The sequence below is a fragment of the Microbulbifer sp. GL-2 genome (assembly GCF_007183175.1).
GTDB lineage: Bacteria > Pseudomonadota > Gammaproteobacteria > Pseudomonadales > Cellvibrionaceae > Microbulbifer.
Genome location: NZ_AP019807.1, coordinates 3539213 through 3565182, shown reverse-complemented (window position 1 = coordinate 3565182; position 25970 = coordinate 3539213). Strand labels below are relative to the sequence as shown.

Here is a 25970-nt window from a genome sequence, read left to right as displayed (position 1 = left end):
AAATATGATAAATATAGACAGCAGCACTTACCGCTTTCATATTCTCCTAAGTGTGCTGGTTCTCACGGCTTGTGGAACAGATATAAGTAGCATCCGCAAAGTTGATACGTCTAGTAGTGAATTCAACGTCGAGACCAACCTGGCATATGAGACATCGAGTAAACCACCCACTTATGTCGGATCGAATTTATGTGCTAAATGTCATCAAAAAGAGAATACCGCTTGGCAGAGTTCTCATCATGCATTGGCTATGCTAGAAGCCAGCGACAGTAGTATCCTCGGCAATTTCAACGATTCAACTTTTACCTATGAGGGGGTAACTTCCACCTTTTTTAAGAAGGGAGAGATCTATTACGTCAAAACAGACGGAATAGATGGCAAGTTACAGGAGTTTCCCATCGCCTATACGTTTGGTGTAGAACCACTACAGCAATACTTGATTGAAATCCCCGGTGGACGCCTACAGGCTCTGAGTATTGTCTGGGACACCCGAGCTAAATCAAAGGGAGGACAGCGATGGTTTCACCTTTATCCCAATGAAAATATTATTCATACGGATTCCCTGCACTGGATGGGCATCAATCAAAACTGGAACTTTATGTGTGCTGATTGCCACTCCACCAATTTACAAAAAAATTATGATCTGAAAACAGACATCTTTAATACCACCTGGTCCGAAATTAATATCGGATGTGAATCCTGTCACGGTCCCGCCTCCAGGCATCTTGAGTGGGTACAGAATAAACAAAAGAAATATGGAGATTTTGGATTTTCTATTAAATTGAATCAAGTCAGGACAGCCAACTGGGATATGGACTTTGAAAAAGGTATTGCCAAAAATAGGGTAACAACCAAACACCAAGAGCTACAAACCTGTGCACAGTGCCACTCCAGGCGCACTACTTTTTTTCCGGGGGCGGAAGCAGGCAGCCAATTTCTGGACCACTATAATCCCGCACTGTTACAGCCCCCGCTCTACCATATAGACGGCCAGATTAATGAAGAAGTCTATGTTTATGGTTCATTCCTCCAGAGTAAGATGTATGCAGCAGGCGTTACCTGTAGTAATTGCCATGAACCGCACAGCTTACAGTTGCGTGGTAGTACAGATGGTGTCTGTGCCCAGTGTCACCTCCCAGAGAAGTTTGCCCAAACCGAGCACCATCTTCACCCTGTGAATAGCTCCGGTGCAAAATGTGTCAATTGTCACATGCCGGCCCAAAACTATATGCAGGTGGACAGCCGTCGAGATCATAGTTTCCGAGTTCCAAGGCCTGACCTCTCGGAAAAACTAAAGACTCCCAATGCCTGTATCAGTTGCCATAAAGACAAAACCAATCAATGGGCGACGGTGGCCCTCCGTAAATCGTTTAGTGCTCCAAGCAAAACCCATTATGGTGAGGCTCTATTTGCAGGGCTTCACAGAGAGATCAACGCCGAAAGCAAACTAAGCGAACTGATAACAGATCTCAACCAACCAGCAATCGTCAGGGCAACGGCAGTAACCCTACTCCCACAATATCTCTCTAGGGACTCTGTCCATCTACTTCAGTCAGTAGCCCAAAGCGACGAGCCACTACTCAGTCTTGCCCTGGCACAATCGCTCGATAGAGTACCTGAACAATTGCGTCCGGCTCTGGGTATTCCTCTACTCTTTGAAAAAGAACGCGTTACCCGCTCACTGGCAGCGAATGCATTGGCTTCATTACCTACAGATAGTTATCCATCTTCTATTCAGAATCAACATGTCCAGGCACTAAAAGAGTATGCCGCCTCGGAGTTGTTTAATAGTGATCGTCCGGAGTCTCTGGTCAACTTGGGGGAACTCCATCGACATAGAGGTAATATCCAGCAGGCTGAGGCTTTCTATCGGCGAGCCATAAATAAAGCACCCTACTATGCTCCGGCCTATATCAACCTTGCAGACCTCTACCGAGAGCAAGGGCGTGAAAAGGATGCCGAACAACTATTGAGAAGAGGCTTAATTTTTGTAGAAAGCAAGGCCTCGATCCAGCACTCATTGGGGCTTTCACTGGTGCGACAAAATCGTCACTCTGAGGCTATGTCCTACTTTAAAGAATCCGCCGAAGCCAGTGACACTCACAGCCGCTTTATCTATGTCTACGGAATAGCTCTTAACTCGACAGGAAAGAATGAGCGAGCCCTGGAGGTCTTAGAAAATGGATTGGACCTATATCCAGGCAGCCCTGAAATTTTACGGGCTTTAGTTTCTATTAACAAAGAATCAGGAAATTCTTCTATGGAAAAGAAATATCAATCAATTCTACTAGATAAGTAAGGGCAATAAATTTTCTAAGCCAGCCCCCTAAAAGAAAACCACTAGAAAAACTCTTGCTATCAAGGATTCAAAATAACTATCGCAAAGAAAAATACCTCAATAATGCAATTTACTCTAACGAGAAGCCAATTACTAGGGGTGATTGCATTATGCGCCGCTATATACTTTCTTACAAATGATCTAGCTATCATCTCAGTCGCGGCATCGGCCATCGAACTAGATTTCAATGGCGATATCACTACCACACAGTGGCTGATAAATAGTTATACACTGGTATTTGGTGTTTTAATTATTTCTGGTGGACGCCTAGCGGATATGTTTGGGAGAAGAAGAATATATTTTATAGGCAGCGTAATTTTTGTGTTGTTTTCAATCCTCTGTGGACTTGCAACTGATATACGGATGTTATTAATATTCAGAGCACTAATGGGAATAGGTGGCGCATTAATGTGGCCATCTATTCTAGGCATGATCTACAATCTCATCCCGAGGGATCAGTCTGGATTAGCTGGAGGTTTAATTATGGCAACCACCGGCATCAGCTTAACTTTAGGACCCTTGCTTGGAGGGGCGATCACTGACCTATTAAATTGGCGTTATACTTTTTTTCTAAACCTAATTGAAGGCACGATAGCATGCCTATTGATATGGAAGTTTGTTGCTGATGATAGATCTCCAATCAATAATGAGAAAATTGACTACGCTGGTGTGATCACATTGTCCATTTCCTTATTCAGCTTACTGTTAGCACTAGATATGAGTGTGGACATTGGATTCAAACACCCACTAATTGTCACCCTAACAACATCGTTCTTTATTTTTCTTGGGTTTTTTATCATTATCGAATACCGGGCCAATAAAAATGCACTAATCACCAGGGAAATTGCTAGCAACTACAAGCTATTCTCTGCAGGACTTTCTGCTCTCGTGATCTCTGTGGTATTTTTCTCCCCCCTACTATATATACCGCAAGTATTAAGCAAACTACATGGCTACCATGCAACATTGGCCGGCATTGGACTACTGCCCATGTTGATTTTATTTAGCATTACATCTTACATCTCAGGAAAATTATATGGAAAAATTAGACCAAAGTTAATTTTAGCAATTGGCTCAGTATTGATATGCGCTGGCATGTTTATGTTGACCAACTTTAATAGAGAAACAGCTATCTTAGCTATGGCTCCCGGATTAATACTCCTCGGAGTAGGTATCGGACTATTTTACCCAACGATCGCTACGGTATCAATAACACTAGTTCCACCCGCCCAAGCAAGCTTATCTGCCGGTATTCTACTGATGTTTCAAATTGTAGGAGGAGCCTTGGGTTTGGGCATTAACACCACTATTGTTGCAACTTCCCCTGACTTCCTAAGCGGCATTGCCAGAGCCTTTACTGTAAATGCTTACCTTTCAATATTAGCATGTGTCATTTGTATATTGTTTGTCAGTGGGCAAGATGTTAATCCTAATCAACAAAACAGATAATACGCCCAAAAAATCTTGTTAATTTTTGAATTATCCAGGGAAGCAGTGGGGAGAAGTTGCCAGTCAAAAACTTGTACAAGCTAACAGAGTTGGCGCCTCTCCAATTTCAATGAAGTACTTATTGATTTTTTGACTTTTTGACTTTTTGACTTTTTGACTGGAAAGTGACTTGTAATAGACCATTATCACGCGCTACCGGATAATATGTTAGCGGCAAATCCCATTGACAGAGAGTTTCCCATTGCTGAATTCGCCATGAAGGAAGATTTGGCATCCATGTTCCTAGGAGGCTAAATAGCAATACCTTTGGAGACACCCATTGAGCATGACCTCTGGTTTAGAGGTGTCCCAACACACAACAAATATAAAACTATGTAACCAAGCGAAAGAAAAGTAAATTTTGAAAATATCCTTCAGGTAGCTGCAACCAACAGGGAAAACTCAAGAAGAAAAAGGCCTAGGATTACCAAATTAATTGCATTTATTAGTTGACAGCAAACCCCGTGTAACCCTGCGACGAGACAAGCATCTAACTCTAACAACTGCAAGAGGATAAAATAATTATATTTTTCCTTTCCTTAGGGCCTTAGAAGATAAAATAAAGAGAGAGACTGATTTCTCCAAGCATACCCTTTCAGAATAATTTACTGGCATTTCTAAAAACTACATTTCCTTTAAATACTTTTAAAGCCTATAATTTGTTACTGTGGGGCACTAATAAAGCAACTTATTGAGGCGTGAAAATTAATAGGAACGGGAACATGAAAATAGCCAGAAACATTAAGTGATTAACCATTCAATATCACTAAAAATTATAATAGAAGCTCAATCGAATCAAATGTTCACTGGGAATAAGGCCAAATTCACAGCTATCACAGCCGGTAAATACCTGGGCCTGTAGCCTTGTACTGAAATGTTCGCTCCAGTTCTGGATAAATTCCAGGTTATGATATTGACTCTGGTCATCGATATTGTATTGAATACTTTGACGATATTGGAATTTACGCTCTACCCGCGTATTACCCCACATAAAAAACAGATATTCCCGTCGTAACTGTCCCACCGATAACAGGCCGAAAGAATCAATCAGAAAGTTGAACGCTGTATAAGCGTCTACGGACTGCAAGTCGCCTCCGCTAAAGCTTGAGTCTGCGAGCTTTAGTTTGGCGAAATCTACCTGTTCAATTACTTGGTCCCACTCCTCTGCTTTATAGCCATGTTCGTTATACAGGTATTCCGCCGTGATATCCCAACCATCATTGAGGCTTACTTGAGCGCCCAGAACCGCTTTCAGGTAACCACGATCCTGTAGATCGGCATATCGCATGTCAGTGGCCAATGACAATTCCCGCTGCTGCTCCCAGGCACCCTCAAATCGCAGGGTGATGTTATCCCGAGCTAATGCGCTCAACCCCAATGCAGCATTAATATCTCCACCTTCCAGCTGGTGTAGTACCAGCCGTGTATCCAGATTTCCCTCCCGATTTAAGACTAGCGCATATTGGTAGTCGCTACCTGCAAATGAGAAATCCAGATTTCGATCCAGAGTATCTTCCACCTCTGCTACATAGAAACCCGCATTCCAGTCCCCGTAGCGCAAATCCAGATGAGCCATATCCCACCCCTGTTGCTGGGTCAAGTCATCAGTATCCAGGTTTGGACGATCATAGACTGGCTTCAGTAAATTCGCTGGCGACCAGTTATAACCATTGCTCCACTGCGGCTTCATGCGGCCGATATTAAGCCCTAATCGCCGACTTGAGGTATATGAAGAAAAATAACCCTCTAATAAAAAATGGTTGAACTCTTCAGAAGCATCTCCTGCTTCATCTACTTGAGAGTCGGCTACGAGAGCTAGACGTGTATAAGCAGAAAAATAAGGACCAGCAGAAAACTGGCCACTTAAATCCAATGCCAGTTGAGATTCTCTTTCACGAAAAACCAACCCACCTGGATTAAAGTATTGGCCTTCCCTCACACTATTCTTCTGGTGATAGGCAATAGCTGAGGCAGTAAAATTCCAGGAGTTGGTATTTTCTGAATCACTACTGCCAGGCTCCGCCGAAAGGCTGGATTCTGAAGATCCATTTGAAAATGGATCTTCATACTCTTGAGTAATGGCTACGGGAACCATTGAAGCAAAACTTACTAAAACAGCCAACTTATACCAGCTCAAACCACGAGTCGCCATAATCTCTCTTTTTTTAATTTAGCCTACCCAGAGAGGCCTTTTGAAAAATAGCCGGGTTCAATTCTTCGAGACGGTAATTATCAAACTTCATCCAGGTATAGTTATCCTGCATCAATGCATCAACCAACAGAAGCTTATGTACCTTCATCTCACCAGAATAGCTTTTGTAATCTTTGTAAAATGCTGTTTTCAACAGACGGTCTGAGCGTGAATAGAACTCACTCTTTAAAGGCTGATGACCTTCCCCTTTCCCCATCCATACTTTTACTTTGGCATAGGCCACCCCGGGGGTGCTGGAGGTTAACTCCAATAACCAGAACTCTTTCCCTTCAACCGTTTCCTCTCCAACAATTTTTGCACTATAGTCCCTGGAGAAGTTAGTGCCCACTACATCTCCATTACTCGTTTCTCCAATTAAACGCTGCGATGGCGCTATTCGGATAACCCGGCGAGTCCCCGGAATATAGAGCCACATATTGGAGTCTTCTTTCAACATTGCCCGGCCCCTTTCTCGGGCGGGTGACTCAAAACGAATCAGCGATTTGTCATTGAAGACTTTGACGCTAAGCATATTGGTTCGGGGTTCTTTATCTTTTTTGTAACTTACATTCGTGATATCGAATGCGAATCCCTGGTCCCTGTATCCCCTCACTTCATCCAATCTATTTACCAGGGATTCGGCCGTCACTTCAGCCCATACAGGCTTAGCGAAAGCTAGCAATAACACAACAGAAATAATAAAGCGGCACTTTCTCATCACTATACTCTCTCTACACCCTATACCTTTTGATAGCTCACATTGCGATCAGGTAAACCTCAGCGCATTCACTACAGGTATTCTGGAAGCTTTTACTGCTGGATAAATACTGGAAATCAAGGAGATCAGAAAGCCCAGTGCAAAGGTTTTGAGCAAAATTTCAGAAACAACAAATACCCGAATGGGATAATCCTGGGTACTCCCAGGAGGACGCGGCATCATCCACTCAGCATAAGTAATCCCCTTAGCCGCCAGAACACCCGCTAATAGGCCTAGTAGACTACCTATAATGCCCAAAAAAACGGACTCAAGAAGTATCAATCCAACAACCTGGGTTGGAGTGCCTCCCATAGCGCGAATGGTCCCAATCTCACGGGTACGCTCCATTACTGCCATAAGCATGGTATTGGAGATGCTTAAAGCTACAATTACCAACACAATAACTGTAATAAAACCAAACACGCCATTAAACAAGCCAACAACCTGATGGTAATAACCTGCTAAGTCCCACCAGCTTTTTATTTCCAGATTAAGGCCCTGTTGACTAAATGCTGTTTGCAAATCACCAACAGCTTTATCAGTCATTTGAGTCTCTTCCAGCAGTACAACCAGCCGGGTTACATCTGAGGTATACAGCAATTCCTGGGCAAGAGGTAAATTGACACGAAGCAAGCGATCATCCAACGCTTTTACACCTGTGGTAATTACTCCGATTATCTGGATATCCACAGCATTGATCGCTCCATCCTGGGTGCTGGCCAACAGAGTCAGGTAATCTCCTACCTGTGCATCCAAGGAGTTAAATAGTCCCTCCCCAAGATGTGCAGCCGCTGCATCTTCTGGAAAAAGATCTTCTCCCTCAATAACGTGAATGGCGGAAGAAAGCAGGACTTCTTTTTCCGCATCTATACCAATTCCCGTTATCGCGATAGACTGTTTTCCATCACTGAGAAGGCCATTGAAATTTAACCGAGGCGCTACCACTAAAGCTTCAATCTGACCTTCGATCACTTCACTAATCTGGTCTAATTTAGAGGAAGCTATCTGGTATTTCTCAGGTTCAGCTTTGCCATACTGGTTATAACCCTCCGCGTAGATCTGGATATGGCCTAACTGCGAGCGGATCATGCTTTCGCGCATACCATCGTACATAGACTGCACAAAGCCACCGAACACTATCAGGCTTGTGCAGCCAAATATAACCGCTGCCAGAGTAATCAGGCTGCGCCTTCCATTCCTCAGGATATTTAACAGCGCTACTTTCCAACCCAGAGTCATAACTACAGTTTCTCCAGTGCCTGGCGAGATCTTTGTGCCCAATTCGTTTCAGAGCCTGTCAGCTTTGTCCATAGATTTCGTGCCTTCTCTTTCTGCTTGTTACGGCTGTAGGCCTGTGCCAGATAGAATTCGACAAATGCCTGAAACTCCTCACCATATTTTTTACCTATTTTTTGCTGGACCAGCTCCAAATCTTCAACTGCATAGCGGGCTCGACGGAGAAATGCCGGCATATTCGCGCAGCTAATACCGCGCTGCAACCTGGCACCTAAATTAAAAGGGGCTTGCTTTACCGCTCTATCCATAATGCGATTTCCCTTTCTTGAAAATAAGGAAAGCTTTGCCAGTTGGTCCGTATAGAAGCTGGACCTGAATGAGATCGTTGATCCCAGAGCAGCATTCAACTCAGGATCACTATCCAGCAACTCCTTTAATTCAGTGATTTTCACCTCCAACAATTCGATTTCTTCAACTTGGGTATCAGTGGAGGAGGTGAGCAACGCGAGTTCGGCTAAGTAGGCAACCTTTTGTTCCTCTGGTGTGGAGCCTTCATTTATCTCAGCTACCAGACGGGCCCGCTCGGTATTGCTTGAGGGAATCTCAGTGGGTGGGATATATTCTTCAGCCAATACCTTTGGTAAATAACTTACAAACATTGAAAAGACCGTGAAAAGTCCCAGGACATACTGTGATGCAAGAAACTTCATGCCCCTACTCCCGATTCAGCAATACCGGCTTTTGTACGCTTCTTGAATTGCATATCTGCTACAAGGCTGTCATTCACCAACTTTCCATCCAAAATAGTAATAACTCTGGTAGCCTGGCTAGTAACATAGTCGTCGTGTGTGGAGATAACGAAAGTAACATCCTGCTCTTTGTTCAGTTTCTGAATCAGCGCCATAATATTCTCAGAGGTTTTCGAATCCAGATTTGCCGTGGGTTCATCAGCCAGCACGATGTCGGGCCGTGTAACAATCGCCCGAGCTATAGCTACCCTTTGCATCTGTCCACCAGATAACTGTGTAGGCCTCTGGTTGATCTGTCTCTCGAGATCTACATCTTTTAACGCTTGTAGGGCCCTCGGTTTCGCTTCCTTCACACCTCTAAGTGTCAGCGGGTACATTACATTTTCCAAAGCAGTCAGTACCGGTATCAAGTTAAAGGACTGAAACACAATGCCGATATGCCGATTACGGAACTTCGAACGCTTGTGTTCACTCAACTCCCCAACGTTAACCCCCCCAACCTGAACAGTGCCGGAATCACATTGATCAAGTGCGGACAAAATATTCAGCAAGGTACTCTTACCACTACCACTCGGCCCCTTTACAGCTAAGAATTCGCCTTTCTCCAGGGAGAGGGTGACATCCTTGAGTGCATCCACCCAAATATCACCCATCGCGTAACGCTTTGATACACTATTCAGTTCAACCAACATCAGGCTTCGCCCAAAGTAACTACCAATTTGCTTAACTGCTCGCAGGCATCCTGCATAGTCGAGGGGCAGTCAGCCAGATTTTTCGCCTTCTGATAATAGTCGGAGGCTATATTAAGTTCTGTACTATCTTCACCCAGTCCCTTGATTCGATAGGCATTGGCAAGAGCAAGGTACACCAATTGCCGGATTTCAGCAGGTAAAGCCTTGGGATCTTCATCAATTAGCGTGTTAAACCATTCTTCATCTTCAAAAACCCGGTCAAAATGGCCACTAATTTCACCGACAAAGGAAAAAGTCAGTAGGCGAACCAGGCGTACATTGAAATCGGAACTGGCTTGTACTGCAGCTTCGTCCACTTGACTCATAGCGTGACGCAGACGGTAGAGTTTGTAGATCCCCATGGCAGGATCAAACATGGCTCCAGCCATTTTTCCCTCGTTGGAAAAGTAGGCTGCTTTAACCAGCATATTGTCAGGGTCTTCTTGAAAGGCGGTACCCAACAAGTCATCCGCTTGCTCTATCTCATTGTGATAACTGTACAATTGACCCAGTTGCAACATCAACTCAGTATCAGATTGATCCTGTTGAAGCTCAGCTTTCAGGAAATTCAACTGTTCAGTTTCCGATTGGCTATAGGCGACCTTTTTAAAATCAATGGGAGCTGCCCCTGAAAACCAGGCAACAATATTTCCGATAAAAAGGCTGCTTATTAGAATTGTTAGCGCTTTCTTAAACATGAGCGACTCCCTAAAAAGTGGTTTACATCTCGACCGTATTCTCAAGTAACTGGTTATCCATTTCTTTCAGTGTGGTGTGCTCATCAAACACCAGATTCTCAGGACTCATAACCCCTGGATATAGCTGCTCACAAATTAGTATCACTTCAACGATATTGAGTGAATCGACACCCAACTCAGCGATAGGAGTATCCGCATCGACGGAATCAACATTCAGCATAAGAGCTATCTGCTCACAGAGTTCCTGCACTTTGCTCTCTACGACTGCTGTAGACATACCTAATCTCCAGTAACATTACCAACTTTCAAAGGATAGAATCGCAACAAATAATCCAGGGTCAATGCATATATACATATATGCTGCTCACCCTCGGAATATTCCTGTTGCCGTTTAATAATCTTGGCACTAATCATGGGTGGAATAAAAAACCAGACACGTGAAAGCCACTGATTTCCATAAAAAAACACCCTCTGAAAAGACTCATAAACATTTACTATTGGTTCATCATCCATAGTAAAAGCTGGAGCTGAGTCGAATTCCAGATTCTCCGAATTAACAATCCTGATTTCCTTACCTGCCTCAGCAGCTAATATGCTTAGCTGAAACATAATAAAAGGATAATAAAAATTCTCTGCGAGATACGACCCCATGGTTTGAGTACCCCCTGAAACCTCCCAGCTGGATTTTAGAACTCCTGTTGTCTGGTTTGCGTATTCTTCCAGGTTAATTCCTTCAACCATTTTGGATTTATGGGCCCCATTAAAGATTCTTGCCCTATCCATATCAAACCCAAAATTCTTCGGCAAGCTGTCCTTACAGATTTCTAGTACAGGGCCTTCACAGGCATGTATCTTTCTGGATATTTCCACAAAGAACACGTGATCGAAGGGGGAAAACAAACTTGCGGCCATTTTAGGCAGGAGATTGTATATTTCTCCCCCTCTCTCCTGAGCTTTTACCAACGATGCCTGCAAGCCCGGTTGTTTTGGTAAGGTATCCTCCAGCCAAATCAGCTCTTCAGCGTTGAGCATCACCTCATCACCAGGATAAAGCATACTGACATCTTTCAGAAAGCTTTTTCTATTTGTGGGGAAGCCGAAGTATTCCAGCTCAATTAAATAGAGGGGATCAACTTGATCAGCACCAATCGCCAAAAAAGAAGACAGGTTCTTCCCTACAAAAAGCTGTCCATTTGCCAGATAGTAATACAGGGGCAAGCAGAATGATTTACCAAGCCGAATATGAAAGCTGGTGCGGTCACTTCGCTGGATGACCCCTTCATGGCCAAGAGCCGAATAAGGTTCTAAATTTTCGTTTTCAGCCGGGTAAACATCCATAATGGAGAACTCAGCACCCACTGCCAGTGTTACCGACTTTACACCGGGGATGTCGTAAACTATCTGTTTCACAGATTCGTCTCCAACTGACGTACTACCAGCTTATCCAGCCAGGCAGAAATTGGCTTAACCGAGGCCGAGATGGCCGACATATGCGTAGCTTTGGGAATCTCAGTCAGGTAAGACTCAACTTGGGGGGAGATATACCAATTCATCACCGTATATAGGATATGAGCATCGACCACTTCATCATTCTCACCCACAGTGATATGACATGGAATATCGAGGCTGGCAAACAGATCGGTATATCTCTTGATAGTGTAGGCGCTGAGTAAGTTAAAACTGCAGTCAAGCACCCTACCCTGATTTCCTGCAGCGGATCCAACCGGAGGAAAACTCAACACAGGCAGTTTCCTGAACACAGGAAAAATCATAGCCAGCCAGTATTTCCAAAGATTTATTCTTGGTAAGTTTTGCTGTTCAGGCCCAGCCATTGGCCGAGTGTGCCGTCTTTTGCGGAAATAACGAATAAAGTACTCTAGTCCCGATGTGGCGATATCATACTTCCTGGTCTCCTCGGCCTGGGTCAATGGCGGAGCAATTGCGAAAAAACCCATTATGCCGTCAGTACCATAAATTCCAAGATATCGCAAAGACGCGAGGGAGCCGGCGCTGTGACCACCGAGTATAAAACGTTTAACTCCCCTCTCCTTGAGATGGGTAATTAAATCGTGCAAATCATCTTGTAACTGATCTGGGTAATCCAGATCACCAGGACGACCTTCACTCTTGCCATGCCCACGCCAATCGGGCAGGCAGATGGTTATACCCTGCCTGTGCAACATGCGCCCAAACATCAGATACCATTGGCTACTAAAAGTACTGCCATGCATACAAATTAGTGCCGTCTCAATGTCATCTGAAGGTAACCAACGAAATGCCAGGCTCTTACCATCCCTGGCCTTTAAAAACTCCTGAATCACAAAGCCTCCACAATACGACTTTCAGAGGCTTGGTGATCCATGCCCTGCACTTTTCTCTGGTCTATAACAGATTCCATAATGCTATCGGGCTGGCTACGTGCAAACGCCAGAAATACCGGTACCATACCCGGCATGGCGATATACTCCTGGGTCTGCATCCAGAGTGACTTGGCTTTCTTAGCGAGTTTACCAAGCTCATCTTTAACAAGGTCACCTGATGGATCCATGACTTCCACAACATCAGTGTGAAAGGAATCCTCTGTCACCTTAGCCTGGACTGGAGATTCAGTTTCTTCAGAGAGCATTTCAGATAATTTTTCCGAGATCTTATCCAGAAGCCAGCTTTTGTCCCCTGCGTTCAGGTCGGGTTTTCCAAGAAGGTCTGGTAACAGAATGCTCTGCTGTACGACCATTCTGTTAGCGAGCATTGGCAAATCCAATCTGGCTTCAATAACTTTTAGGAACATTTCGACCCAAAGCTTTACCCTTAGATCAATACGCCACCCATCCCGGCCACTGCTGCCCATCAAGTAAACAAAGTATTTATAGTGATCTGCCCCGGACTCGAAAAAACCCTCATCATTTCTTCGATGATAGCGGCCTTCAGACTTAAGTACTTCCGCGGTATCGATCAGCTGTCTTTGCAGTATTATCTCCAATGCCATGTAGCCACGGCGCAGGTAACTCTTGCGTGACCAGTATTCCTGATTCAGGTAATTTCCGGACATATAATCCCAAGCAATTTCCAGGAAATAGGCTGCAGTATTATAAGCCAGTAGGGGCGAACACAGTTCTGCGGAATCAATAACGGGATACACATTAGCCACATGCGCATAGAGCCCCTGATAAAACTCCTTTACTGTCTGGTTCGCGATCGGTAATTGCTGATCCAGTACTTGCTGAGCTTTATCCCTATCAGATTCATCGAGATCCATAAGGATGTATTTAGCAATATGATCATTAAATAAAGCAATCATATCTCCACCACCACTAAATAGCGGATCCAGAAACATCGAAGCAAAACCTGAGGTTGCCCATCGATCAGGGAAAATAAATTCATCTGCACGATAGGCAAGCTGGCCCCAGGCCTCAAAATCAATAAGCTCAGAACCTTCCAGCAATTCCGAAATTGCCCGATACTCCATTAAAAACTTCAGGAAGCTGTCGCGCTTGGTGGGAGGCTTGTCGAACTTACTTTTTTCACCAACAATACCGACGCTGGTATAGCCACCACTCAGGGGGATAAACCACACCCAGTACCCATCTCCCGCAAAATGATTGGTGGAGAGGAAGCGGCCAAATGCCCGTTTTCTCCAGGCCTCATCCCCCATGGAATCAATATCCCGGATGTTCTTAAAACGCCCCCAAGCAGAGAAGTGTTCAGGCACATTTTCCTGACGGGTCAGTTTCTTGTGTTTCTTGGCAAAACGGCTACGGCCACTACAGTCCACCAACCAACGGGCAGTGATTTCTGATCTGTAATCCCCTGCGTGCAGCTGCACAGAATGCCGTTTGTCCACTGGTTCAATATTCAGAGACTTGGCCTTCACTCCCATGACGACTTCAATACCGTGTTCACGGTTCATATCAACGAGGTCCGCCTCCAGGCGGGCTCTGTCGAGCTGGAAGGCGGGGTGTGGCGGTATGCTGGTTGTCCCGTGCTCACTCATCTCCGTAAGTGACAAGCTATGATCAGGATTATCATAGAAAAAACGCAGGCCATTTTTAGGCAGGTGATTACGGTATAGGTAATTAACAAGGCCTAGTTGTTTCATAAAGTAGTGGCCTGTCATCTCGACAGTAGCTTCACCAACTTTCCCCCGGAAATCCTCACTGGCCTCGACAACTAGGATTGAGGTTTTCTGGTTACCTAACCTTATTTGCCTGGCCAGGGTCAAACCGGCCCAACCGCCACCGATAATGACAATATCGTATTCTTTTTCTAGTTGTTGAACTGGGCTCATAATGGTTACTCCACATCACTCAGCAGAGAGGCCCAAATCGGAGACTCGACCTCGCAGAAAGAGCCTGGATCCTGGATCACCTCGAGTACAAATTTGGTTCTAGGCAGCTCATTATGAATAAAGAATCTGGCACTGAGTATTTTAGATTCATAAAAGGCTTTATCCGTACAGACTTCACTCAATTTACTGGAGGCGGCGCAAGCAGCTTCAAGCAATAACCAGGCCAGGGTGATATCTCCCATCATGTGCAAAATACGAGTGCTGTATGCGGGAATTTTGAACATCTCTTTGGTCCGCACCCAGACATGCACAGCCTTAAGGGCTACCTCTAAATGCCCAAAGGATTCTTTGAGGCGATCAAATTCCTCTTTAAACTGCGGAAAGTCAGTTGCCTTTGCAATAAATTCATCAATTTCAGTTTTATACACCTGGAAGAGTTTGCTCGAATTCCCAAGTCCAAGCTTATCCCGTATAAGATCCTGACTCTGAATAAAATTGGTGCCTTCCCAGATAGCCAGCACTTTGATATCACGAGCATACTGCTCAATACCCAGTTTCTTAAGGTACCCCTGGCCACCGCAAGTTTGAATTGCCAGCTCACAAATTCTCCAGGCCTGATCACTGACATAGGCCTTAACTACAGGAGTCAGAAGATTCATCAGACCTTGGTGATGAGCAATTTCTGACTTTTTATCGACATTACCGGAAAAAGTTTTTACGAGACTTTCGGATAGGGTCAATTTGGCAATCAAAGCCCTGCAGCCCTCCACCTTGGATTTCATCTCAAGCAACATGCGCTGGACGTCAACATGCTCAACAATATTCACCCGGCTCGCGGTAGAACTGAAGCTTTCATGGAATCGTTTGCCCTGTAGGCGCTTACTGGCATAGGACAGCGCATTATAGTAAGCAGAGGAAGCCATACCCAATGCGTAAACACCTGTGCTTATCCTGGCCTGGTTCATCAAGGTAAGGAACTGCAAAAGGCCTACATTCTCTCTATCCCCTAACAAGTAGGCCCGACACTGACCATTTTTCCCAAAGGTCAGATGGGTATTGGCACAGCCTTTGAACCCCATCTTATCGGCGAGGGATACACACTCGACATGATTGAAATCACCTAGGCTACCATCCTTTTCGACCCAATATTTGGGCACTATGAAGCAAGATAAACCATAGGTACCAGATCCGCTTTTCTCACCCCTGCCCATCACAAAATAGATGGTGTTACCCGTGAGGTCGTGCATACCAGCACTGATAAGGTATTTCTCACCACTAAGCAGGTATGTTCCATCATCTTGGCGGGTAGCTTTGGTTTCCACCAGGGAAACATCGCTACCAGCCTGCGGTTCAGTCAAGCACAAGCATGAGGTCCACTCAGAAGTCGCCAGTTTGTCCTTGAACAGAGTTTTCTGAATATCACTTCCGTATTTTTCTACCAAAGTTGCGGATGGCAGGCAGAAACCTCCATAGGTCATGAAACTGGGGTTGGCCCCCATAAACATTTCCAGGAGCATCTGCATAACAAAAGGTGGTAGGCTGCTATTTTGCTCACCATTCACAGAAGCCATATCACCCCATTCTTCCTTGAAACGACTCCACATCTCAGGGAAAACATCGGGAAGTTGAACCTTGCCATCTACAAGTTGACAACTCTGTTCATCAGCTTCCTGGTAGCCTGGTCCTAAAACCTGATAAGCAAACTGCTTTGCGCGCAGCAAAATATCATCTAATAGCTCTGGTGAGCAGTTTTTATAGAGTGGATGATCAAACAAGGTTCGCGCTTGATGGAACTGGTCTTCAATCAGGAATTTGAATTCCCGTAAATCAGCCTTGTAGATATTTCTACCCATGTTTGGCTCCTTGATTCTCTAAGAGGGATCGCCAGCTGCCAGAATTTAGCACCCAGTGAAATATTTGATTATGCCTTCCCCTATATTTTCTTTTTGGGTACCTCAAGGCCTCGCGTACATGAGGGAGATAATCCTGCCCAAGTGTATCGCCGATATGCTGTGCTTCACTGAAATCAGAATAGGCATCTTCCAGAGACAACGTTTCAGTGTGAACCAGCCTGGAAAGTAACTTCCCTTGATCTGCTGTTGGGCTCACAACCTTTAAGCAACCAGCTCGCCCCCCTCCACCGAGGGTAATAAGCCAGAGGTTCTTAAAGTTCCGCCCGACAAAGTACTTTCTAATTTCAGCAAGCGGTTTGATACTGAGGTAATGTAAGCCATTCTCTTCAATACTTGGCAGCCAATCAGCTTTCTCTGTAACAGAAAATCCTTTTAGTAGCCCTTTAGCCCAGCGAGATTCAATATTGAAAGAAACAATCCTGCTCAACTCGCTGAAATCAGTCGACATGATTCTCTTTAAGCTTTTTACAAGATCGTGAGCACCACTCAAAGACGGTGCCTGGGACAAAATGTCACAACTGGAAATCTGGCAGATACTCTGATCATGATAATTTCTTGATATCCATGTGACCGCCACACCGGTAGTCACATTAAGACCGTCCTGCCCAGGCTTTATGCCTATACCGAGGGAATCCAGGCACTCTTGCTGACGCAGCTTGCCCACCTCCAAATTCACAATCAGTGCATCGCTTTCAGTACGTTTTGAATAACTGAGAATCGCCGCATGAAAGCTGGTACAGGCGCTACCTAAAAAGTGAATGGTGTGACCGGATTCCTCCAACTGTGCAACAAACTCCACTACGCGCTGCTCCAGCAGTACATTCACCTCCCCCGCAGAAACGATATAAATCAGTTCGGGAAGCTGAGTAAACCCAGACAGATATTTATCCAGAGAAGACAACAGCTGCTTGGTTTCCTGTTGATTGTCCAACCAGAGGCTTTTGATATACATTTCTACGCCGCCCTTTCCTTGATCGTCGTTTTTACTGCATCAAATCCAAGCTCTTTTAATTTTTCTGAAACACCATCCACCAAATTCCCATACAAATCTGGAGCGCTGTCTCCACAGAAAATTCGAATTCGGATTTTATTGTCCCCCACCTCAAGTGGATGTCGGGGTAGTGTGTCTTCAATAGCAATATATAATTTACCTTCGCTCTGAAGGATTGCTTCCTCACCACTGACATCCTGCAACATCAACACTCGCTCATCGAGAAATTCTTTAGGCATTCTGCCGCCTGCAGGCATTTGCATCCTGAGTAGAAGTGTGTCGGGATTAGTTTCAAAAGTGTCGATACAGGCTAGCAATTCGACAATCAGGCGGTAGTGCTCGGCATAGTTCAGCCGTATGGGATTGCTGTTCACCGGAAGAACAGAAATGGCCTCGAAGTCAATCTCTCCCTGCAATGGCAAGGTCCTGGCGGCGCAGAGTTTCGGCAGATCTGGGTAAGGATTGCGTACCAAGGCAGCGAAAATTTCGATCACCTTACTCATACTGCCTCCGACAAATAAAAGGCACTGTGTTGATCCACACACACTTCTGCGGTGCAATAATAACCATTTAAGGCAATAGAGCAGGCCAATATTTTTTTACGCTGTGAGAACCCACCAGTAACACCATGACTGATAATATTCAACCATGGATCACTGCCAAAACAATGTCCCCACCTTCCATGAAGATCGGGAAGCTTATCGAAACCGCTGAGTAGTTTGGTGAATATTTGGCGAATATTTTCCGGGAAAAAAGGCAACGATATGGTTAGCTCATCTCTACCAGTCGCCATTTTGCGAATAACCGTTGCAAACTCTGGTGTCGTGTTATAAGTGACTGTACAGCCAGCAGAAATATCGTCTTTATGGAATGACTCCACCTCCAGCAGAAAAGTACAAAGACCAAACCCACTTTTACCCCAGTTCTCATTACTCTGCCAAAAGCTTAAGTCCAGAACATTGACATCCAGGATACTGACTATTACATAACGGGTATCGGGTTTCTGCCGCAAATAATAGCGAAGACTGTACCCCCAGGAAGCACATTCGTAAGTATTAATAAAGCTGGCATCAGGAACCCCCTGATACTTTTCTATTGGATTCAATTCACATTCAGTGATTGCCCCTGTAGTGAAGGGCAACTCAATCATGGTCGAGCAAATAAAGTGACGGCGAATTTCCTTCCTCAACTCTGGCGAAATCGATTCAAGCACACGACAGCTTTGCTCTAAAATAAGCTTGCCAATTTCACCGAAAGCTCCTTGCAAATTTCCACTTGATAAATGCGTAATATTTTCAATAGGAGTAAAGGCCGCAGACTTCAAGTACAAGCTCATACCCGGTGCCCTTTCGCCTTACTGTAAATCTCGAAAAAGCAGCGGTAGGAACTTCCTTCCATCTTGGTAAACGCAAGTAAATCACGCTGACGGGATATATTTTTGACTTTACCCGTGGCAACCAAATCCAAAAGGAGTTCATTACTGGCAAACTTTGTTGCCAGCACCCTATTGACACTGTGCATGGAGAAGATGGTGGCTGAAGTCTGCTCATTACACAGGTAAATCAAGTATTCGATATGCTCCTGATCTGCAACTGAGAGTTCCACCTCGCCCTGGTCTTTCAACCAGAGCACAAAGTGCATTAAAGACTTCACAAAACGAGGACGTACCAGTGTTAGGAAACGATTGACACTCCCCAGGCCGCCTTTGCTAAGCAGCATCTCATTGGAAATTGGAACACTGCCGCGACAGTTGCCAAGTTGCAACTTACCATCCAGAAAAGATTCTCCAACAGGAAGCTGGTTCAACTCGGTGCAAAGCTCTGGCGGTAACATCACCGTAATTGGGAATGGACGTGCAGCCTGTTTGGCAACGACCATCGCAAAGCCGAGTTTTTGTGCTTCGATGCCATGAATTTTGTTGACATTGAGCAACATACCTTCATCTGAGCTCTGCAGTTCGGTCTTCCAACTCTGCAGGCTGGGACCACCAGGATCGGTCATCAGGAAATGACCAAAAATCCCTTGCTCAACCCAGCTGTTAACCTGTGCTAATTGCTCTTCGGTAGCAGTCAGGCTCATCATGACAGATCCAAAAAGGCCAATCATTTCATGGAAGTGTTCGGAGAGCCCCTCATCCCGCACCCTATCAATTATCTGATCGATTACGTAGGTCTGCTCAAACTGTTCCAAGGGCTGTTTTACCGATGGTTCCCGCAACGGCGCCAGCTCGGTAAGCGGGTCTTCAATAATCATTGAAGCATCGAACAGGCGAATGCTGGCCCGCTCCAGAAGGCGTTGAAAAGTCGAAGGAACAGGCGAAATCGATGCGAGCTGGTGAGCGACGAAGCCGCCAGCAATGGATTGCAATTCCATGAACTACTCCATCAGGTAGGATTTAGCAGGGGGCAGAGTTAAGAAAGGCGCTACGGTATAACTCGCGTTATAGGCACCACAATGACTAAAAACAGCCAGGTCTCCAGGCCTTACCTCAAGTCCTTTTACCTCACCAATTACATCCTCTTTATTGCAAGATGTACCAACCAGGTAGCTGCTGTCGACCTTATCTTCGGGTTCCACTATCCTACCCTCGCGCAAGATCAGTGGTTGCGAGAATCGCTTAAAAGCGCTTTCTGTTTTGGCCAACAAAAAATTCTGGGCCATACCGCCGTTACAAACACCGTAGCGACGACTTTCTATCGATTTCGCGTAACGCACTTCAGTGACAAAGTATCCGGCGGTTCCCATGATTGCCCGGCCGCTTTCATGGACAAGATTGATATGGGCTGGAAATTCAGAAAGCAGGTTTCGGTATTGAACAAAGTCAAAATTTTCACTTTCCCAATTTAAATCGAATCCCCCTCCCAAATTAACCAGAGAGATTTTGTAACCTAGAGTCTCCTCAAACGCCTCAACGATCTTGAGCGCCGCTTGTGCTGTGGAGCTTGCAAGCTTGGCAAAACTATACGATCCACGAAAAACGTGAAAGCCGGCAACTTCCAGGCCTTGTTCTTTACAGGTTTCGAGCGCTTTTAAAGTGTCTTCCCAAGCTAAGCCAAAGTGGTCTTTTCTGGTTCCACGAGGAGCCTCAACAAACTGGTCGAGGGTACTTGGATTCAGGCGTAGGACCAGTGGGTTAATCGGTCTCTTGCCCTGGAACTCCTTGATGATTTCCAGCTGGGAAAGATTATCCACCACTAAAGTACATTTACTGGCGATGGCCGCACGGATAAAAGCCTTATCTGCTGAAGGGTTATTGGTATATCGGGGGCTCTCGCCCCTCGGAAGGAGGTTCAACTCCCCTACCGAAGCGATCTCAATACCGTCCTCAAATATATGCCCACATCGCACAATAAGGTCGAGGCAGCTATTAGCCTTCAAAGAATAAATCAGGGATGTACCCAGGCTCTCCTTGAGCTTTCTATAATTATTAGCAACATCTTCAATCGAATAAACGTAACAAGGAGTTGAGAAGTGTTGTCTTTTTTGGCCAAGCTGGGAAACAAGCTTTTCCAAGGAAGCGTTCATGATGTCCCCTAAAGCAAATTCAATGTTATTTTTATAGTGCGCCAATATTTCAATCGTATTTATGACTGATTAGTCTCAACGCTATTTTATTTTTATATCCTGCAGTGGACCTGACAAAAAATTGCCAGACTCAGGCTTGCAACTCTTTTTGTAATATTTTTCTATCTATTTTGCTATTCGCAGTCAGCTGAATGGTTTCGGCGAATTTAATCTCTCGCGGCGTGTAATCGGCATCCAGATTTTCCTTTAACCATTCCTTGAATTGCTGCTGGTTCTCTTGAGTGTTGTCATGAAGCTCCACAACACAAACTGCAATTTCACTTTGAAATCTGTCTTTGGAGCCCATCACTACACTGAGATGAACCAACGAACAGGCATCAATGAGGTTTTCCAGATCCTTGGGAAAAAGACAAAAACCAGCCTGTTTGATCAGGTCCTTTGAGCGGCCCTTAAAATAATAAAATCCCTCTTCATCCCGGCTGAATAAATCACCAGTGGCCAGCCAGTTATCATCCCGGTACAGCCCATGTACAATAGTCGCGCCACCTTGGGCATTAGGATCGTAGTAGGCTTGCATGACAGCTGAACCACGTACATAAAGCTCACCGATCTCATTCGGTACCGCTTCACGGTAACTATCTGCATCACTGTTGTACTGGAAAATTCTTGCATCCAGGCCAGGAATTGGTTTACCGACAGACCCCATTTTCTGCTCCCAAAGCTCGGGCTCCAGATAAATTGCCCTTTTACACTCGGTAAGACCATACATTGAGAAAACATTCAGTTCCGGGCAGTACTCTTTCCAGGCACGAATGACAAACTCAGATAAATGCCCCCCAGTATTGGTGATACTCCCTAACATTGAGAGATCAGGCTTAACCAGAGGTAGCAGTTTCGCCAAGGCGGCGCCCATCGCGGGAACGATAGGTAATACCGATACCTTATTCTCTGGTACCGCTGTCAGTACTTGAATGGGGTTAAAGGTTTTATCGTACAGTACAGTTGCACAATCTTTGTAAAGCGCAAAAAGTACCTGGTAAAGACCGTAATCAAAGGACAGCGGAGAAAGACAAAGCACCCTGTCTTGCGCAGTCAACCGCAGATACTGAGTAATTGATTCCAGTGAGGTCAGTACATTCTGATGAGTGAGCATGATCCCTTTTGGCCTGCCCGTACTTCCAGAAGTATAAATAATCAGAGCGAGATCAACTCCGGTTACCTTGGAGGCAGAACAAAACTCAAAGCGTTTTTGCTCTGAGCGATAAGTTCCCAAGGAAACAATTCTACCTTTTTCAAAAATGGCTTTTGCATTGCAATCCGAAGCAACAGATTGTACTGCGGCTTCACTTGCATCTCCCTTTACCGGTACTACGGCCAGGCCAAGTCGCCACGCGGCTAACATGGCCGCTATTGTAAAAATATCGCTATGGGCTCTGACTACAATCCTATCCCCACAGGTGAGTTCGGTTTCGAACTCCTGCAGTAGAGTCAGAGCTTTCTCACACTTAGGTGCGGTCAATTTTTCGCCGGTCAGGCTTTCCAAGCTTCCATGCCAAGAATTAGCGACAACCTTATCGAACAGGTCGGCAAGCGAGAACATTCTTAGTCCAATCAATTATTCTAAAATTATTTTAACTATGGCTTCCCCGCTGTTCTCTAAAACAACCTGGGCCACCCACATGGGACGATCATTTTATAAAGTTAGCTCTCCATAATGACAAGTACTATCTTGAAATCCTGTGATGGAGTTTTTATTCAGCTACTTGAAATTAAGAAAAGTCAAAAATTGTTAAAGTTTTTTTGCTTTGACTTTCTATTACAAACAGACAGAACATTCTCTGAGAAAATTATCCCAACCATACAAAATTCTAAAAATAAATTTTCCTGTACAGACTCTAACCAGGAAAAACCCTTTTCAATCTACAAAAAAAATCCATTAGAAAATCGATCCATTCAGACTAACCTGCACCACCATATTAATAGCACCCCCAGTAATACCCACCAAAAAATTGACGCAACCAGACAGAGCAATGACATTTTGTTACAGTGGAAATTTTGATGAGTAATTTAAATTAAATTTTTGCAGCCCGCACATCCTGCCCATAAAACAATCAAATAGAAGCGTCATCCGACCCCCCACTCACCAAGTATGATTATTTTTTTCTATTTTCTACCGCCACATTCAACTCTCCGAAAAATGGCTTTTAGCGCCAACTCGTGGATGATACGCCCCGATTAATATTCCCCCCGCGAAGCGACTAGTATGTAGTGGCGAAATTCTATTTTTCATGCATCCCTTTGTGGCGTTCTACTACCCACAGCAACCGTCGCTGTGCACACGACAGGTTACAAGTGAAGCCTAACTTACCTGTAACTCAACGTGCGTAAGGCAACTTCAAAAAGGAGGTACCGACATTGAACAGCTGGCCGCGGCTGGAGCTTCATCAGACCCACTTGTCTGGCGTGCGCGGATTACTGATAGCACTCTCACTGTTTCTTGTTTGTGGATTACCAGTGGAGAGCACTGGCGCCAATGTGGGACCGGATACCATAGAATCCATCAGAACCCCGGATGAAGTGGAAAGCAGTATCGGTTTATTAAAATTTCGTGATGGTGCGCCATTTCCTGAGACGGCAGAAAAATTATATGACTACCTGGATCATATGCGCGCAGTAGACAGCTTTCTGAAAGGTATCCAAGGAGCCTCAGTGCACGCATTGATGAAAGGTGGGCGAGCGCTGGGCGCCAAGTCTGCCAATGAGGTACTCATTTTTGATCAATTAATGAATTCCGAGTCACTGTTTCTAACCGGGAATACATCCACCATCTACACCTTGGCCTTCCTTGACTTGAAAAGGGATGGGCCCACAATATTGCACGCGCCGCCCGAGGTTATGGGCGCCTTCAATGATGCCTGGTTTCGTTATGTGGAGGACATAGGAAACTCCGGCCCAGACAAGGGTCGCGGTGGAAAATACCTGGTACTGCCTCCGGACTATAAAGGCAACCTCCCCTTTGGTTACTTTCCCGTCTACCCACGCTCTTACCGAGTTTGGGTGTTTATGCGCTCCCCCAGTAACCAGCCACTCGATAAAGCCGTTCAGAGTGTTAAGGACAACCTGAGGATTTACCCCTTATCCAGGAAAAACCATCCGCCGCGCATGGTATTCATTAGCGCCTCGGGTAAAACTTTCAATACCATCCACCCCAACAACTACAAGTTCTATACGCACTTGAATGAAATTATCCAGTACGAATGGATAGGCATGCTCAACCCGGAAACCCGTGGTCTATTCGCCTCTATCGGTATAGCAAAGGGCAAGGCTTTCAGCCCTGATGAACGCATGATTAAGATACTCACCGATGCGGTTGGAATTGGAAATGGTATCGCTCGCTCCATCGTCTGGTATCCTCGTACAGATAAATCCCTTACCGACGTCAAGATATACCCTGGCACCGATAGCGCCTGGGTAATGGCCTTTCCCGGCAAGAACATCTTCTTTAATGGGCCGGACGGCAAGACGATTAACAGCGATGCCCGAGTCAGCTATTTCTATCCCTATACCGGGGTTAGTCCAGCCATGACCGCCATAGAACCGGGCAAGGGCTCTGACTACGCTATCGCTTTTGTGGACGAGAACAAGGAGCCCTTTGATGGCTCCAAGAAATACAAACTCCACCTTCCACCCGATGTCCCAGTCAACGCATTCTGGGCAGTCAACATCTACGACAGCCAGACCCGCTCCCAGCTACAGACCAGCCAGAAGTTCCCCTCTGTCAGCAGTCAGAGCAAAGGTATCAAGAAGAACGCGGATGGCTCCTACGATATTTATTTCGGCCCTGTGCCGCCAAAAGGTTTTGAAAGCAACTGGCTGGAAACTGTTCGTGGTAAAGGCTTTTTCGTCATACTGCGACTATATGGCCCTCTCGGCCCTTGGCTGGAAAAAACCTGGCGTCCCGGAGAGGTGGAACCTACAGATTATTGATTTGTACTAATTACGCACTTGCTGTCAATAGGATTCACACATGTCAGGCGGCGCCGGTGATTGCGCGGAGTATCTGAAAACCAGCGCCTGCAAGAGCGCTGAAAAGTACTCTGTTCGGCGTATCCCAGCAAGCCGGTAATCTGCCCCAAAGCAAGGCTCGCATCCGACAAATATTCTGCGGCCAACTCCCTGCGCACTACGTCCAGGAGGCTATCAAAGCGCAGACTTTCAGCCGCCAGGCGTCTCTGCAAGGTCCTGGGATGCAGGTTCAAATGGGCTGCTACCACTGCCACCTGATATTTTCCGGTGGGTAACAACTGTCGCAATAATTCCCGCACTTGGGTTGCCAGCGAAGCTGCGGAGGAAACAAACTGTTGTTCAAGGTAACTGGTAGCTAGCCGCCTGGTCACCAGGTCGGCAGACGGCAATTGGCTATCCAGCTGTACCGAGGGAAACTCCATAGCACAGTAGCCGGACTGGAATTCAACTGGACAGGCAAAATAGTCTTGATAGTGCCGCACATTGGAGAGCGCACTATGCGGTAGTAATACTCTCTGAGGTGCAGCACCCTCTCCCATCAACATACGCAACATAGCCAGTGCATTTCCAAGGGCCTGTTCGTGGATCTGGGTAAACCGGGTCAAAGCTGGATCTAGCAGATTGAACACCAATCGTTCACAGAGTCCCTCACCCACTGACTTCAAGCACAACTGGGTGGCCGGGCTGTGCAGGGGCATAAATCTCCCCACCGCCTCAACGGCCTCCCGCGGCGAGGTGGAGTTACAGGCAATGACTGCAATCCCTCCCAGCCTATCGACCCCCTGGTTCGAAGCGAGCTGCAGGGCAAAATCTTTACAATGCAAACGCTGAGCGGAAACCTCGAGCAGGCGCGCCACATCAACGTGGGGTACTAAGCGAGTATCAGATAAGACGATATCCTTCGGCAGGTTAAACTCGGAGAAAAAGCTGGCGGGATCGCCACCCAGAGACTCCACCAGCTCACTATATCCTGTCAGCACACTGGCCCGTATAACACTACCCACTGCCCCTCCAAAGCGCACACTGACGCTTTAAGATAATT

General features: G+C 45.6%; 21 protein-coding genes. 3 read left to right on the top strand and 18 right to left on the bottom strand.

The features are described from left to right. Positions 1-4: 4 nt before the first annotated feature. A complete protein-coding gene (locus GL2_RS15610) occupies positions 5-2299 on the top strand; it encodes a tetratricopeptide repeat protein (protein WP_143731520.1) in 2295 nt (764 codons plus the stop codon). Between the two features lie 102 nt (positions 2300-2401). Continuing rightward, positions 2402-3787 (top strand): MFS transporter, encoded by a 1386-nt coding sequence (locus GL2_RS15605; protein ID WP_143731519.1) that lies wholly within the window; start codon positions 2402-2404, stop codon positions 3785-3787. A gap of 805 nt (positions 3788-4592) precedes the next feature. Here GL2_RS15605 and GL2_RS15600 read toward each other — a convergent pair. The 17 genes from GL2_RS15600 to GL2_RS15520 all read right to left on the bottom strand — a co-directional run bounded on the left by GL2_RS15600 (position 4593) and on the right by GL2_RS15520 (position 22502). After that, the gene (locus GL2_RS15600; RefSeq protein WP_143731518.1) at positions 4593-5978 is read right to left on the bottom strand and encodes a hypothetical protein; all 1386 of its coding nucleotides are present in this window, start codon (positions 5976-5978) and stop codon (positions 4593-4595) included. Positions 5979-5991: 13 nt separating this feature from the next. Then, positions 5992-6474, bottom strand: coding sequence for an outer membrane lipoprotein-sorting protein (locus GL2_RS21985; RefSeq protein WP_232053645.1), 483 nt, complete (start codon positions 6472-6474; stop codon positions 5992-5994). 309 nt (positions 6475-6783) lie between these two features. After that, entirely contained in the window at positions 6784-8013 is a 1230-nt protein-coding gene (locus GL2_RS15590) for an FtsX-like permease family protein (RefSeq protein ID WP_143731517.1), read from the bottom strand. A gap of 2 nt (positions 8014-8015) precedes the next feature. Next, complete coding sequence (locus GL2_RS15585; protein WP_143731516.1) at positions 8016-8720, bottom strand: hypothetical protein; 705 nt, start codon at positions 8718-8720, stop codon at positions 8016-8018. Continuing rightward, a complete protein-coding gene (locus tag GL2_RS15580) occupies positions 8717-9451 on the bottom strand; it encodes an ABC transporter ATP-binding protein (protein ID WP_143731515.1) in 735 nt (244 codons plus the stop codon). The genes GL2_RS15585 and GL2_RS15580 overlap by 4 nt, the downstream gene beginning before the upstream one ends. After that, positions 9451-10188 carry a hypothetical protein gene (locus tag GL2_RS15575; RefSeq protein WP_143731514.1) on the bottom strand — a complete coding sequence of 246 codons (738 nt, stop codon included), beginning with the start codon at positions 10186-10188 and terminating at the stop codon, positions 9451-9453. Before GL2_RS15575 ends, GL2_RS15580 begins: the two co-directional genes overlap by 1 nt. 22 nt (positions 10189-10210) lie before the next feature. Beyond that, complete coding sequence (locus tag GL2_RS15570) at positions 10211-10465, bottom strand: acyl carrier protein (RefSeq protein WP_143731513.1); 255 nt, start codon at positions 10463-10465, stop codon at positions 10211-10213. Between the two features lie 2 nt (positions 10466-10467). Beyond that, on the bottom strand, positions 10468-11598 hold the full coding sequence (locus GL2_RS15565) for a hypothetical protein (protein WP_143731512.1): 1131 nt from the start codon (positions 11596-11598) through the stop codon (positions 10468-10470). After that, positions 11595-12509 (bottom strand): alpha/beta hydrolase, encoded by a 915-nt coding sequence (locus GL2_RS15560; protein WP_143731511.1) that lies wholly within the window; start codon positions 12507-12509, stop codon positions 11595-11597. The genes GL2_RS15565 and GL2_RS15560 overlap by 4 nt, the downstream gene beginning before the upstream one ends. Further along, positions 12506-14473, bottom strand: coding sequence for an NAD(P)/FAD-dependent oxidoreductase (locus GL2_RS15555; protein WP_143731510.1), 1968 nt, complete (start codon positions 14471-14473; stop codon positions 12506-12508). Before GL2_RS15555 ends, GL2_RS15560 begins: the two co-directional genes overlap by 4 nt. A 5-nt stretch (positions 14474-14478) precedes the next feature. Further along, complete coding sequence (locus tag GL2_RS15550) at positions 14479-16326, bottom strand: acyl-CoA dehydrogenase (RefSeq protein WP_143731509.1); 1848 nt, start codon at positions 16324-16326, stop codon at positions 14479-14481. Then, positions 16319-17338 carry a hypothetical protein gene (locus GL2_RS15545; RefSeq protein ID WP_143731508.1) on the bottom strand — a complete coding sequence of 340 codons (1020 nt, stop codon included), beginning with the start codon at positions 17336-17338 and terminating at the stop codon, positions 16319-16321. Before GL2_RS15545 ends, GL2_RS15550 begins: the two co-directional genes overlap by 8 nt. 2 nt (positions 17339-17340) lie before the next feature. Continuing rightward, entirely contained in the window at positions 17341-17880 is a 540-nt protein-coding gene (locus GL2_RS15540) for a hypothetical protein (RefSeq protein ID WP_143731507.1), read from the bottom strand. Continuing rightward, on the bottom strand, positions 17877-18701 hold the full coding sequence (locus GL2_RS15535; protein WP_143731506.1) for a hypothetical protein: 825 nt from the start codon (positions 18699-18701) through the stop codon (positions 17877-17879). The genes GL2_RS15540 and GL2_RS15535 overlap by 4 nt, the downstream gene beginning before the upstream one ends. Before the next feature lie 8 nt (positions 18702-18709). Then, entirely contained in the window at positions 18710-19750 is a 1041-nt protein-coding gene (locus GL2_RS15530; protein ID WP_143731505.1) for a hypothetical protein, read from the bottom strand. Between the two features lie 3 nt (positions 19751-19753). After that, positions 19754-20902 carry a PLP-dependent decarboxylase gene (locus tag GL2_RS15525; protein WP_143731504.1) on the bottom strand — a complete coding sequence of 383 codons (1149 nt, stop codon included), beginning with the start codon at positions 20900-20902 and terminating at the stop codon, positions 19754-19756. Between the two features lie 130 nt (positions 20903-21032). After that, positions 21033-22502 carry a class I adenylate-forming enzyme family protein gene (locus GL2_RS15520; RefSeq protein ID WP_143731503.1) on the bottom strand — a complete coding sequence of 490 codons (1470 nt, stop codon included), beginning with the start codon at positions 22500-22502 and terminating at the stop codon, positions 21033-21035. A gap of 815 nt (positions 22503-23317) precedes the next feature. On the opposite strand from GL2_RS15520, the gene GL2_RS15515 reads away from it, so the two are divergent. Further along, positions 23318-24889, top strand: a complete 1572-nt coding sequence (locus GL2_RS15515; RefSeq protein WP_232053644.1) for a DUF1254 domain-containing protein — start codon at positions 23318-23320, stop codon at positions 24887-24889. Here the strand turns inward: GL2_RS15515 and GL2_RS15510 are convergent. Further along, positions 24883-25932: an AraC family transcriptional regulator ligand-binding domain-containing protein gene (locus GL2_RS15510; protein ID WP_172621171.1), complete on the bottom strand. Its 1050-nt coding sequence runs from the start codon at positions 25930-25932 to the stop codon at positions 24883-24885. The genes GL2_RS15515 and GL2_RS15510 overlap by 7 nt on opposite strands. Between the last annotated feature and the right edge of the window lie 38 nt (positions 25933-25970).